The following is a 12,616-nucleotide window of genomic DNA, read 5'->3' on the forward strand; positions in this document are numbered from 1 at the left end:
GGAGTCGCGTCGTGCGTCAGAGCGTGCGCGCGATGATCTCCTTCATGATCTCGTTGGTGCCGGCGTAGATCATCTGGACGCGGTTGTCGACCCAGAAGCGCGCCGCCGGGTACTCGGCCATGTAGCCGTAGCCGCCGAACAGCTGCAGGCACTCCGACGCGACCTCCTGGGCGCGGTCCGAGGTCCACCACTTCGCCATGGCGACGGTGGGGATGTCGAGCTCGCCCTTGACGTGCTTCTCGATGCAGTCGTCCACGAAGACGCGCGCGATGGTGGTCTCGGTGAGCGCCTCGGCGAGCTTGAACTTGGTGTTCTGGAAGCCGAAGATGGGGCGGCCGAAGGCCTCGCGCTCCTTGGTGTAGCGCAGGGTCTCCTCGAAGATGACCTCCATGCCGGCGACGCACGCCTGGCCGATGATGAGGCGCTCCTGCGGCAGCTGCTGCATGAGCTGGTAGAAGCCCTGGCCCTCCTGGGTGCCGAGGAGGTTCTCGACGGGCACGTGCACGTCGTCGAAGAAGAGCTCGGAGGTGTCCTGGCCCTTCTGTCCGATCTTGTTGAGGATGTTGCCCTTGCGGAAGCCCTCGCGGTCGGCCTCGACCAGGATCAGCGAGATGCCGGCGGCGCCCTCGTCGGGGTTGGTCTTGCAGACCAGGACCACGATGTCGGCCTGCTGGCCGTTCGTGATGAAGGTCTTGCTGCCGTTGATGACGTACTCGCCGCCGGTCTTGATGGCGCGGGTCTTCACGTTCTGCAGGTCCGAGCCGGTGCCGGGCTCGGTCATCGCGATGGCGCCGACGGCCTCGCCGGAGGCCATCTTGGGCAGCCACGCCCGCTTCTGCTCCTCGGTGCCGTACGCGAGGATGTAGTGCGCGACGATGCCGTTGTGCAGCGAGACGCCCCAGCTGGTGTCGAAGGCCTGCGCCTGCGCGGCGATGAGCACGGACTCGTGGCGGAAGTCGCCGCCACCGCCGCCGTACTCCTCGGGGATCGACAGGCACAGCAGGCCGAGCTCGCCGGCCTTGTTCCAGAGGTCGCGGTCGACGTGGTGCTGCTCGGCGAACTTCTCGATGTTGGGGGTGAGTTCCTTCGCCAGGAACTTGTCCGCGAGGTCGCGGAGGGCGTCGAGCTCGTCGTTCATCCAGCTCGAGCGGCGGCGTGCGGCCATGGGGTGACCACCTTTCTGCGGAGGGTTGCCGCACCACTAAATCAGAACCGGCTCGACAAAAACAAGCACGAGTGAAGGATTCGAGGTTCGTTCGCAGGTCAGCGGGCTTTCCGTGCCCGCCTGGATGCTGTCGAAAAATTCCTCGGAACCGTTCGCGGAGTCGGTGCGTCTAATTGATGCGGGAGAAACGCCAACGAGATCGGGGGACGAGTTGGACACGACACCGCAGTTCTGGTCGGACGCCGCTGATGCGGAGAGGACGTTCGAGCAGGCGCACGAGGTCCGTGAGCGATTGGCCCACATAGCGGGCACCGGGACGGCCGCACGGGGGGACGTGCGGGTCACCGTCGGAATGGGGGGACGGCTCACGGGCGTGGTGATCGCGGGCCGCGCGATGGAGTACTCGGGGGAGGCTCTGAGCGCGGAGATCATGACGGCGGCCTCCCTGGCCGAGAAGGCTGCGGCCAGGGAGGTCCACTCGATCGCCACCGAGTTCTATCCGGGACTCGACTTCTGGGACCGGTACACGGGGGAGGCGGCGCGATGACGGACTGCGTGATCGCTCCTGCCACCGCAGTCGCCCATGAGGAGGCGCTGACCACGATCGCGACGACCGTGAGCGCGGCCGGGACGACGTCGTCGTCGAACCGCGTCGGGGGCGGCGATTACGGTGCCCTCTTCGGCTGGCTGGCCACCCGGGTGAACAAGACTCTCGACGATCTCACCGAATCGGTCTCCACGCACAGCGGAGAACTGGAGACCCACCGCACCGAGTTCCGGCGGAACATCACGGTGAACCAGGAGACGGATCAGGGCGGGGCGACCGCGCTCACGGAAACCGGACATCGATGAGCGGCGACGGCGTGATCGCGACGGTCGGCGACGCGGTCGCGGGGGTGCCGCTCGCCGAGGCCGTCGTCGACGCGGCGGAGGCCGTGGTCGAGGATCAGAGCGCGATGGGCCTGCTCGCCGCGGTTGTGAGCATCGGCTCCGAAGTGGGTAGCGCAGTGCAGGATCCGATCGGCACCTTCTTCGCCTCCGGCGTGGGCTGGGTCATCGAGGCGATCCCGGCGCTGAAGTCGTCCCTGGACGCCGTCTCGGGGAACCCGGACACGATCGATGACCTGAGCGACCTGTGGACCGAGAAGGTCGCCACTCCGCTCGCGGGCGTGGCCGACGCCGTGCGGACGGCCTCCGCCGCCACGTCGTCCGGGTGGTCGGGTGTCGACGCCGATGCGTATCGCACGGCCACGACCGCTCTCGCCGAGCACAGCGAGGCCCTCGGCACCGCGGCGCGAGCCACCGCCACCGGGTTGAGCATCGCGGGAGCCCTCGTGGTCGAGGTCCGCAACTTCATCAGAGACGAGCTCGCCTCCCTCGCGGTGTGGGCCGCGGCGAGTTATGCGGCCGCCACGGCGACCTCGGTTCCGACCGGCGGCGCGTCCGTGGTGGCGGCGACGAACTCGATCCTGCTGCGCGGCGCCGCCCTCGCACAGAAGTTCGCCGGCGTGCTGCGCAAGCTCACCACGAAGCTCGAGGGACTCGCGGACAGGTTCGCCGCTCTCGGCACTGCCGTGCGGGCACTGAAGCGCACCAGCACCGGCATCGACGACGTGGCTGCGGCGACGACCCGTGCGGTCGATGACGGCGTCGTCGTCCAGACCGCTTTCCACCTCGCCGGGAACAGGCCCGTCTCCACGCTCGGCGAGGCCGCCGTCTCGGCGGGCACCAGCGGGATCAAAGTCATGGGCGACGGGTGGTCGGCGTGGTCCGGCACAGCGCCCGCGTAGTGGCTGCGGCAGGATGGCGGGGTGACCTTCGCAGCTGCGCGTGACCAGGTGATCCTCGACGTCCCGACCGAGGCGCGGGTCGCCCATGCGCGGCTGCTCGGCGCCGAACCGGCGGAGCGGTACACCGCGGAGGGGATCGACGTCGCGGTCGGCGCACCGTCGTGGGCGAGCGCCTCGGGCCTCCTCGTCGCGGCGGACGACGCTGCCGCGGCGGCGAAGCTCGCCGAGCGGCGTGGCCTACCCGTGACCGACGTCGGGGCCGGATTCGCCGGCGCGGCCGACGGACTCGTGCTGGGCCTCGCGGGCCCGACGGAGCCCGCGACCGCACCCGGCGCGGAGATCACGGGCGTCGACCACGTCGTGGTCACGTCGCCGAACCGCGACCGGATCATCGCCACCCTGTGTGGGCGGCTCGACTTCGACCTCCGCCTGGACCGCGTGCAGTCCTGGGGCGTGCACCAGCTCTTCTTCCGCCGGGGCGACCTCCTCGTCGAGGTCGTCCTGCAGGAGGGCGAGGGCGTCGAACCCGCCGGCCCGGACGCGCTGTGGGGCGTCGCGTGGCGCACCGTCGACGCGGACGCGACGCACACCCGCCTGACCGAACAGGGGATCGCGATGAGCGAGGTGCGGCGCGGCGCCAAGCCGGGCACGCGCGTCGCGACCGTGAAGGATCCCGCGCTGGGCGTCCCCACGATCGTGCTGGAGCAGTCCTAGGCGAGCTCGGACGCGGCGGCGCCGTCGAGGTACCAGACGGTCTCCTGCGAGCCGTGCGCGCCGGCGCAGGGCCAGTCCTCGGGCGACGCGCCGCCGACCCCGGCCGCGACGGCCTCGGCCTTGTCCGCACCCGACACGAGGAACCAGACGCGCCGCGCCGCGCCCACCGCGGGCAGCGTGAGCGTGAGGCGCCGCGGCGGCGGCTTGGGGGAGTCGCGCACCGAGACCACCGTGGCGTCCTCCTCGCGGACCGCGTCGGTGTGCGGGAACAGCGAATTGATGTGGCCCTCGCCGCCCATGCCCAGCAGATGCACGTCGAAACGGGGCACCGTGCCCGCGCCGGCGGCGACCGCGTTGTCGCGGGCGGCGGCGTTGTCCGCCAGGCGCTTCGCGTAGACGCGGGCGGCCAGCGCGCCGTCGCCGCTGAACTCGTCCGAGGCGGGGAAGCGGTAAACGTTGGCATCGGGGACCGGCACGTGCGCGAGCAGCGCGTCCTCGGCCTGCAGCACGTTGCGGTCGGGGTCGTCGCCCGCGACGAAGCGCTCGTCGCCGAAGAAGACGTCGATCCGCGACCAGTCGATCACCCGCTCCCGCAGCGCCGCCGACAGCGCGTTGCCGTTGGTGCCGCCGGTCAGCACGATCGAGGCGAAGCCGCGCTCGGCCTGCGCCTGCTCGATCACGGCGACCAGGTCGTCGGCGGCCGCCGCGACGAGGGCGGCGGCATCGTCGAACGTGCGAACGGTGGGCTCGGTCATCAGGGCATCTCCGATCGGTCCACGTCGGACACGCCGCCCAACGCCGTGAAGTAGATGTCGTCGTCGTCGAGGCGGCGCAGCTCCTCCGCCAGGCAGTCGGCCACGTCGCGTCGACGGATCGCGACGCGACCGTCGGGCTGACCCGGCCGCACGAGGACCGCGGTGGAGTTCTGGTCGAACTCCAGGCGCAGCGGCCCGCTCGTGCGGTCGAGCCGCACCTCGAAGCTGCCGGCGCGACGCTGGACGGGAACGTCGAGCTGTGCGCGCAGCCAGCCCGCCAGGAGATCGATGCCCGGGCTGTTCGACGGTCCCGTGACCACCGCGGAGGTGATCGCCTCGAACGGCGGCTGGTCCAGCGCGGACGCCAACAGCGCGCGCCACGGCGTGATCCGGGACCAGGCCAGGTCCGAGTCGCCCGGCGCGAACCCGTCGCGGCGCAGCGCGAGCACCGCGACCGAATCGTCGGACGCGGTGGCGTCGGTGATGCGGCGCGACGCGAGCGCGCCCACCTTGTCGGCCGAGGGCACCGCGGGCGCGGCCCCGGGCCACCAGGCGACGACGGGCGTGTCCGGGAGGAGGAAGGGCACGATGACCGATGCGCCGTGATCGGCGAGCTCGCCGAACAGCCGCAGCACCACGACCTCCGACGCGCCGGCGTCGCCGCCCACGCGGATCTGTGCGTCGAGCCGGGTCCGCTCGGTGCGCGGGCCGCGGGCCACGACGATGACGCGGCACGGATGCTCGCGCGATGCGGCGTTCGTCGCCTCGATCGCGCTCTCGGTGGGTTCGCCCTCCTCCGCGGAGATGATGAGCGTCAGAACGCGGCCCAGCGTGACGGCGCCGCCCGATTCGCGCAGGCGGACGAGCCGTTTCGAGACGTCCTGGGTGGAGGTGTCCGGCAGATCGAGAATCATGGGCGCCGCCACGTCCTTCCGGTCCGGGCCAGCATCGCATCGGCCGACGTCGGGCCCCACGACCCGGACTCGTACTCCTCGGGGCGGCCGCCCTCGGCCCACAGCGCGAGCACCGGGTCGAGGATCTTCCACGACAGCTCGACCTCGGCGTTCACCGGGAACAGCGAGGGTTCGCCGAGCAGCACGTCGAGGATCAGGCGCTCGTAGGCCTCGGGCGAGCTCACCGTGAACGCCTCGCCGTAGCTGAAGTCCATGTTGACGTCGCGGACCTCCATCGAACTGCCCGGCACCTTGGAGCCGAAGCGGAGGGTGACGCCCTCGTCGGGCTGCACGCGGATGACGAGGGCGTTCTGGCCGAGTTCCTCGGTCATGGTGTCGTCGAAGGGCAGGTGCGGCGCGCGCTTGAACATCAGCGCGATCTCCGTCACGCGGCGGCCCAGCCGCTTGCCCGTGCGCAGGTAGAAGGGCACGCCCGCCCAGCGCCGCGACGCGATCTCGACGGTGATCGCGGCGTAGGTCTCCGTGGTGGAGGTCTCGCTGAAGCCCTCCTCCTGGAGCAGGCCCACGACCTTCTCGCTGCCCTGCCAGCCGGGCCCGTACTGGCCGCGTGCCGACGTCTCGGCCAGCGGTTCGACGGGGGTCGTCGCCGACAGCACCTTGATCTTCTCCGCCTGCAGCTCCGCCGGGTGGAAGCTGGTCGGCTCCTCCATGGCGATGAGCGCCATGAGCTGGAGCAGGTGGTTCTGGATCACGTCCCGTGCGGCGCCGATGCCGTCGTAGTAGCCGGCGCGGCCGCCCAGCCCGATGTCCTCGGCCATGGTGATCTGGACGCTGTCCACGTAGTGGCTGTTCCAGGTCGGCTCGAACAACTGGTTCGCGAACCGCAGCGCCAGGATGTTCTGCACCGTCTCCTTGCCGAGGTAATGGTCGATCCGGAAGACCGACTGCTCGGCGAAGACGTCGTTGACCACGGCGTTGAGCTTCTGCGCGGACTCGAGGTCGTGCCCGAAGGGCTTCTCGATCACCACGCGCCGCCAGCCCTCGGACTGATCGGCCAGCCCCGAGCGCTTGAGCTGCTCGCACACCGTGGGAAAGGCGTCCGGCGGGATGGAGAGGTAGAAGGCGGTGTTCCCGCCGGTGCCCCGCTCCGCGTCCAGATCGGCCAGCGCCGTCGAGAGCCGGTCGAAGGAGTCGTCGTCGTCGAACGCACCCTGCACGAACCGGATGCCCTCGGCCAGGCGCTCCCACACGTCGTCGCGGAACTCGGTGCGCGAGTGCGCCTTCGCGGCCTCCCGGACCGTCGCCGCGAAGTCCTCGTCGGTCCACGGTCGGCGGCCGAAGCCCACCAGCGAGAAGCCGGGTGGGAGCAGGCCGCGGTTGGCCAGGTCGTACACGGCGGGCATCAGCTTGCGGCGCGAGAGGTCACCGGTGACGCCGAAGATCACCAGGGACGAGGGCCCCGCGATCCGCGGAAGGCGCCGATCGCGGGGGTCCCGTAGCGGGTTCGTCCAGGTCACCGGCTGTTAGGCCTTGGCCTCGAGCTGCTCGGCGGTCGCGTCGAGCAGCTTCTGCCAGGCCTGCTCGAACTTCTCCACGCCCTCGGTCTCGAGGAGCTCGAAGACCTCGGAGAGGTCGACGCCCGCCCCCTGCAGGTCGCCGAAGACCTGCGCCGAATCCTCGGCGCGGCCCAGGACCGTGCCGTCGGTGACCTCGCCGTGGTCGGCGAAGGCGGACATCGTGGCGCCCGGCATGGTGTTGACGGTGTTCGGCGCGATCAGCCCGGCCACGTACAGCGTGTCGGGGTAGTCCGGGTTCTTCACGCCGGTCGACGCCCACAGCGGCCGCTGCACATTGGCACCCTCGATCGCGGCGAAGCGGGCGGCGCCGAAGATCTCCTCGTAGGCGGCGTAGGCCAGGCGCGCGTTCGCCAGGCCCGCCTTGCCGCGCAGGTCGAGCGCGGCGTCGGTGCCGATGGCGTCGAGCCGCTTGTCGATCTCGGTGTCCACGCGGGAGACGAAGAACGAGGCGACCGAGTAGATCTCGGCCACGTTCTTCCCGGCCGCGGCCGCCTGCTCGAGGCCGTCGAGGTAGGCGTCCATGACCTGGCGGTGCCGCTCCACCGAGAAGATCAGCGTCACGTTCACCGAGATGCCCTCGGCGATGACGCGGGTGATCGCGGGGAGTCCGGCCAGCGTGGCGGGGATCTTGATGAGGACGTTCGGCCGGTCGACGATGCCGTGCAGCTCGATCGCCTGGGCGACGGTGCCCTCCGTGTCGTGCGCGAGCCGGGGGTCGACCTCGATCGAGACGCGTCCGTCCAGGCCGCCGGTCTTCTCGAAGACGGGGGCGAGCACGTCGCACGCGGCGCGCACGTCGTCGGTGGTGACGGTGCGGATCGTCTCGTCCACGCCGGCGCCGCGGGCCTTGAGCTCGGCGACCTGCGCGTCGTACTCGGTGCCCTTGGACAGTGCGGCCTGGAAGATCGCCGGGTTGGTGGTGACGCCGGTGACGGAATCGGTCTCGGTCAACGCCTTGAGGTCGCCGGACTCGATCAGGCTGCGCGACAGGTCGTCGAGCCAGACGGAGACGCCGGCCTCGTAGAGGGCCGCGAGATTCGGGTTCTGAGCCATGGTGTGCGTTATCCCTTCAGGTTGGCGAGGGACTGTTCGGCCTTCTGGGCCACGTTCTCGCCGGTGAATCCGTACTTGGCGAACAGGACCTTGTCGGAGGCGGACTCGCCGAAGTGCTCGAGCGAGACGACCTCGCCGAAGCCGCCGACGATGCGCCACCACGACTGGGCGATGCCGGCCTCGACGGCGACGCGCGCCTTGACGGAGGGCGGCAGCACGCTGTCCTGGTACGCCTGGTCCTGCGCGTGGAACCACTCGACCGAGGGCATGGAGACGACGCGCGCCCGGATGCCCTTCGCGGCGAGCAGGTCGGCGGCCTGCAGGGCCAGCTGCACCTCGGAGCCGGTCCCGATGAGGATCACGTCGGGGGCGGCACCGTCGGCGTCCTTGAGGACGTAACCGCCGCGCGCGACGCCCTCGGCGGACGTGCCGGGCAGGATCGGCACGCCCTGGCGGGTGAGGATCAGGCCGGTGGGGCCGTTGCCGCCGGAGCGCTCGAGGGTTGCCTTCCACGCCGCGACGGTCTCGTTGGCGTCGGCCGGGCGGACCACGTTCAGGCCCGGGATGGCGCGCAGCGCGGCGAGGTGCTCGACGGGCTGGTGCGTGGGGCCGTCCTCACCGAGGCCGACCGAATCGTGCGTCCACACGTAGATCGGGTCGATGTCCATGAGGGCCGCGAGGCGGACGGCGGGGCGCATGTAGTCCGCGAACTGCAGGAAGGTGCCACCGTAGGGCCGGGTCCTGCCGTGCAGCACGATGCCGTTCAGGATCGAGCCCATCGCGTGCTCGCGGATGCCGAAGTGGAGGGTGCGGCCGTAGGGCTGGGCGTTCCAGTCGTCCGTCGAGATCGACGTGGGGCCGAAGGAATCGGCGCCCTTGATCGTGGTGTTGTTCGAGCCGGCGAGGTCGGCCGAGCCGCCCCACAGCTCGGGCAGCGTCTGGCCGGCGGCCGCGAGGAAGGCGCCCGACGCGGCGCGGGTGGCGATGGCCTTGTCGTCGACGCTCCAGGTGGGCAGCTCGGCGTCCCAGCCCGCGGGCAGGGTGCCGGCCTCGAGCCGGTCCAGCAGCGCCTTGCGCTCCGGGTTGGCGGTGGCCCACGCGTCGAAGCGGGCGTTCCACGCCTCGTGCTCGGCCCGGCCGCGCTTCACCAGCTCGCGCGCGTGCGCGATGACCTCGGGGGCCACGTCGAAGCTCTTAGCGGGATCGAAGCCGAGGATCTCCTTGACCGCGGCCACCTCGTCGGCGCCGAGCGCGGAGCCGTGCACGCCGCCCGTGTTCATCTTGTTCGGGGCGGGGAAACCGATGACGGTGCGCAGGATGACGATCGACGGCTTGTCGGTGACGGCCTTGGCGGCCGCGACGGCCTCTTCGATGGCGGTCACGTTCTCGCCGCCCTCGACGTACTGCACGTGCCAGCCGTAGGCCTCGTAGCGCTTGGCGACGTCCTCCGACAGCGCGATGTCGGTGTTGTGCTCGATCGAGATCTTGTTGTCGTCGTAGAACAGGATCAGGTTGCCGAGCTGCTGCGTGCCCGCCAGCGAGGACGCCTCGGAGGTGACGCCCTCCTCGATGTCGCCGTCGGAGGCGATGACGTAGACGAAGTGGTCGAACGGGCTGCTGCCCGGGGCCGCCTCGGGATCGAACAGGCCGCGCTCGTAGCGGGAGGCCATCGCCATGCCGATGGCCGACGCGAGGCCCTGGCCCAGCGGGCCGGTGGTGATCTCGACACCCCTGGTGTGGCCGTACTCCGGGTGGCCGGGGGTCAGCGAGCCCTCGGTGCGCAGCGCCTCGAGGTCGCTGAGCTCGAGGCCGAATCCGCCCAGGTACAGCTGCAGGTACAGGGTGAGGCTGGAGTGGCCGCAGGACAGCACGAACCGGTCGCGGCCGATCCAGTGGGTGTCGGACGGGTCGTGGACCATCACCTTCTGGAACAGCGTGTAGGCCAGGGGAGCGAGGCTCATCGCGGTGCCGGGGTGGCCGTTGCCGACCTTCTGCACGGCGTCGGCCGCCAGCACTCGGGCGGTATCCACCGCGCGCGTGTCGAGATCGGTCCAGTCGGCGGGGTGATGCGGCGTGGTGAGGGTGTGGATCTCGGCGGTGCTGGTCACGGCTGGCGGACTCTCCTGGTCGTGGGGGCGTGCGTGCTCAAGTGTGAACCCTACTCGGCGCCGATGCACGGTCGGCGGAAACTACCGGGTAGGTCTCCCGGGCGGGCGGTACCGGGATTCGCGGTGACGAACCCGATTCGGCGACGCGGGACGGGAGGACTACCATGGCTCGTAGTAGATGGGGTCGGCGCCGGTCGCGGACCCGCGGCGGGGTGCGAGTCCCGGCGCCCGCGGTCGGTCAGCCCCGGCCGCGGAGGAAATGAGTCCGGCTGCGCCCGGACCCGTCAGAAGAGAGTGCGGCACAGATGGTTTTCAAGGGCGGGCACGGGACGAACACCCCAGACGCTCGCTCGGCGGCCGCGCCGGTGCCCGGCACCTTCGCCGGACGCGCACTGCAGACCGTGCTCGCCTACATCGCGCTGACCAAGCCGAAGGTGATCGAGCTGCTGCTCGTCGCCACCATCCCCGTGATGCTGCTCGCGGACCGCGGCCACGTGAACCTGCCGCTCATCCTGTCGACGCTGTTCGGCGGATGGCTGGGCGCGGCCTCGGCGAACACGCTGAACATGGTCGCGGACGCCGACATCGACCAGAAGATGAAGCGCACGGAGCGGCGGCCGCTCGCGCGGCACGCGGTGCCCGTCCGGCACGCCCTGATCTTCGGCCTGGTGCTGGCCGCGGCCTCGTTCGCGTGGCTGTGGGTCATGGCGAACCTGCTGTCGGCCGTGCTGGTGCTGGTCACGATCGCGTTCTACCTGTTCGTGTACACGATGCTGCTCAAGCGCCGCACCTCGCAGAACGTGGTGTGGGGCGGTGCCGCGGGCTGCATGCCCACGCTCGTCGGGTGGGCGGCCGCCACGGGCACCATCGAGTGGCCGGCGATCGTGCTCTTCCTGGTGATCTTCTTCTGGACGCCGCCGCACACGTGGGCGCTGGCCATGCGGTACAAGGAGGACTACAAGGCAGCGGGCGTGCCCATGCTGCCCGTCGTGGCGCCGGAGACCACCGTCGCGCGACAGATGGTCTGGTACACCTGGGCCACCGTGATCACCACGCTCGTCCTGATCCCGGCCGCGGGTCTCGTCTACGCGATCGCGGCCGTGCTGTGCGGCGGGTGGTTCCTGTACGCGGTGCACAAGCTGTACACGCAGACCAAGGCCGGCCACGAGATCAAGCCGCTGAAGGTCTTCCTGCAGTCGAACAACTACCTCGCGCTGCTGTTCTGCGCGCTCTCGGTCGACTCGATCCTCAACTACAGCACCGTCTGGCAGCTGCTCGGGCACTGACGATGGCCCCCTCCGACCGCGACGCCTGGCCCCTGATCTTCGCCGAGCGCGCCGCGCTGGCCGAGGACCTCGACGCCCTCACGGACGCGCAGTGGACCACTCCGTCCCTCTGTGCGGGCCTGACGGTGCGCGAGGTCCTGGCTCATCTCACCGCGGGCGCGTCCGACAATCCCGTCGTCTGGTTCGCGGGCGTCCTGCGTCACCGCTTCGACTTCGACGCCAACGTCGCGCAGCGACTCGCCAAGCGCCTGGGTGACGATCCCGCGGACACCCTGCGGCGGTTCCGGGCCGTGCGCACCAGCCGGACCAAGGCGCCGATCCCCGTGGCCGCGATGCTGGGGGAGATCGTGGTGCACGGCGAGGACGTCCGGCGCCCGCTCGGCATCGCCCGCGCGTACCCGGCGGAGGCGCTCGACCGCCTCGCCGCCTTCTACGCCGGCTCGGATCTCATGCTGCCGTCGGCGACCCGGGCCCGCGGCCTGCGGCTGCGCGCCACCGACGGTGCCTTCGCCGCCGGCGACGGCCCCGAGGTGGCCGGGCCCACCCTCGCGCTGATCATGGCGCTCACCGGGCGGGACGCCTACCTCGCCGAGCTCGGCGGGCCGGGACTGGCGGAGTTCGCCGCGCGCTGACCGATCTGCGAGGCGTGCTCAGGCCTGCGCGATCCCCAGGGCGGCGGTCACCGTCGCGCGGACGCGGCGGTGCACCTCCTCCGGCGAGGAGGCGTCGAACTTGCCGTCGAGGTGCAGGAACGCCAGCCCGTGGACCAGCGCCCACACCGCGGTGGCGGTGTCCGTGGAGTCGCTCGCGGATGCGGGCAGCGTCTGCTGGATCAGGCCGGTGAGGTAGGCCTTGATCGCGTCCACGGCCTCGACCCGGTCGGGCTCGGTGCCGCACGGTTCGGCGAACATGGCGCGGAAGAGCCCGGTGCGGTGCAGGGCGAAGTCGACGTAGGCGATCGCGATGTCGGCGAGGTCGTCCGGGCCCGACGGTGCCGGGCACGCGGCGGTCAGCGCGGCCGCGAGTTCGCGGTAGCCGACGGCGGCGACGGCCGAGATCAGCGCGCCGCGGTCGGGGAAGTGCCGGTAGGGCGCGGCGGTGGACACGCCCGCCCGACGGGCGACGGCGCGCAGCGACAGGTCGGTCGCGCCGCCCTCCTCGTCGAGGATCTCGACGGCCGCGCCGACGAGTGCACCGGGCAGGTCGCCGTGGTGATAGGTCGTGCTCATGGACATCAATCTACATGAGTGTTGA

At 71.0% G+C, this 12,616-nt stretch carries 13 protein-coding genes; 6 read left to right on the top strand and 7 right to left on the bottom strand.

Annotation, left to right across the window (positions count from 1 at the left end; genetic code table 11):
- Nucleotides 1–16: 16 nt before the first annotated feature.
- Nucleotides 17–1,165 carry an acyl-CoA dehydrogenase family protein gene (locus tag ACNAYW_RS10765; RefSeq protein ID WP_415849683.1) on the bottom strand — a complete coding sequence of 383 codons (1,149 nt, stop codon included), beginning with the start codon at nucleotides 1,163–1,165 and terminating at the stop codon, nucleotides 17–19.
- Between the two features lie 112 nt (nucleotides 1,166–1,277).
- Between ACNAYW_RS10765 and ACNAYW_RS10770 the strand changes: the two genes are divergently transcribed.
- The 4 genes from ACNAYW_RS10770 to ACNAYW_RS10785 are packed head-to-tail and all read left to right on the top strand — an operon-like array spanning nucleotide 1,278 to nucleotide 3,669.
- Nucleotides 1,278–1,712 carry a YbaB/EbfC family nucleoid-associated protein gene (locus tag ACNAYW_RS10770; protein ID WP_415849684.1) on the top strand — a complete coding sequence of 145 codons (435 nt, stop codon included), beginning with the start codon at nucleotides 1,278–1,280 and terminating at the stop codon, nucleotides 1,710–1,712.
- Nucleotides 1,709–2,017 (top strand): hypothetical protein, encoded by a 309-nt coding sequence (locus ACNAYW_RS10775; protein WP_415849685.1) that lies wholly within the window; start codon nucleotides 1,709–1,711, stop codon nucleotides 2,015–2,017. Before ACNAYW_RS10770 ends, ACNAYW_RS10775 begins: the two co-directional genes overlap by 4 nt.
- Nucleotides 2,014–2,955 (top strand): WXG100-like domain-containing protein, encoded by a 942-nt coding sequence (locus ACNAYW_RS10780; RefSeq protein ID WP_415849686.1) that lies wholly within the window; start codon nucleotides 2,014–2,016, stop codon nucleotides 2,953–2,955. The genes ACNAYW_RS10775 and ACNAYW_RS10780 overlap by 4 nt, the downstream gene beginning before the upstream one ends.
- Nucleotides 2,956–2,976: 21 nt before the next feature.
- Nucleotides 2,977–3,669, top strand: a complete 693-nt coding sequence (locus ACNAYW_RS10785; protein ID WP_415849687.1) for a VOC family protein — start codon at nucleotides 2,977–2,979, stop codon at nucleotides 3,667–3,669.
- On the opposite strand, the gene pgl is transcribed toward ACNAYW_RS10785, so the two are convergent.
- Genes pgl through tkt form a run of 5 tightly spaced genes read right to left on the bottom strand, consistent with a single transcriptional unit; the run spans nucleotide 3,666 to nucleotide 10,076 of the window.
- Nucleotides 3,666–4,424: a 6-phosphogluconolactonase gene (pgl, locus tag ACNAYW_RS10790; protein WP_415849688.1), complete on the bottom strand. Its 759-nt coding sequence runs from the start codon at nucleotides 4,422–4,424 to the stop codon at nucleotides 3,666–3,668. The genes ACNAYW_RS10785 and pgl overlap by 4 nt on opposite strands.
- Entirely contained in the window at nucleotides 4,424–5,338 is a 915-nt protein-coding gene (locus ACNAYW_RS10795) for a glucose-6-phosphate dehydrogenase assembly protein OpcA (protein WP_415849689.1), read from the bottom strand. Before ACNAYW_RS10795 ends, pgl begins: the two co-directional genes overlap by 1 nt.
- Complete coding sequence (gene zwf, locus ACNAYW_RS10800) at nucleotides 5,335–6,855, bottom strand: glucose-6-phosphate dehydrogenase (RefSeq protein WP_415849690.1); 1,521 nt, start codon at nucleotides 6,853–6,855, stop codon at nucleotides 5,335–5,337. Before zwf ends, ACNAYW_RS10795 begins: the two co-directional genes overlap by 4 nt.
- Nucleotides 6,856–6,861: 6 nt before the next feature.
- Nucleotides 6,862–7,968, bottom strand: a complete 1,107-nt coding sequence (tal, locus tag ACNAYW_RS10805; RefSeq protein ID WP_415849691.1) for a transaldolase — start codon at nucleotides 7,966–7,968, stop codon at nucleotides 6,862–6,864.
- 8 nt (nucleotides 7,969–7,976) lie between these two features.
- Nucleotides 7,977–10,076, bottom strand: coding sequence for a transketolase (gene tkt, locus ACNAYW_RS10810; protein WP_415849692.1), 2,100 nt, complete (start codon nucleotides 10,074–10,076; stop codon nucleotides 7,977–7,979).
- Between the two features lie 305 nt (nucleotides 10,077–10,381).
- On the opposite strand from tkt, the gene ACNAYW_RS10815 reads away from it, so the two are divergent.
- On the top strand, nucleotides 10,382–11,362 hold the full coding sequence (locus ACNAYW_RS10815; protein ID WP_415849693.1) for a heme o synthase: 981 nt from the start codon (nucleotides 10,382–10,384) through the stop codon (nucleotides 11,360–11,362).
- 2 nt (nucleotides 11,363–11,364) lie between these two features.
- Nucleotides 11,365–11,994: a maleylpyruvate isomerase family mycothiol-dependent enzyme gene (locus ACNAYW_RS10820; RefSeq protein ID WP_415849694.1), complete on the top strand. Its 630-nt coding sequence runs from the start codon at nucleotides 11,365–11,367 to the stop codon at nucleotides 11,992–11,994.
- Nucleotides 11,995–12,012: 18 nt separating this feature from the next.
- Here the strand turns inward: ACNAYW_RS10820 and ACNAYW_RS10825 are convergent, their stop codons facing one another.
- Entirely contained in the window at nucleotides 12,013–12,597 is a 585-nt protein-coding gene (locus ACNAYW_RS10825) for a TetR/AcrR family transcriptional regulator (RefSeq protein WP_415849695.1), read from the bottom strand.
- Nucleotides 12,598–12,616: the final 19 nt, after the last annotated feature.

It is taken from the genome of Tsukamurella ocularis (genome assembly GCF_965138335.1).
Classification (GTDB): Bacteria; Actinomycetota; Actinomycetes; order Mycobacteriales; family Mycobacteriaceae; genus Tsukamurella; species Tsukamurella ocularis_A.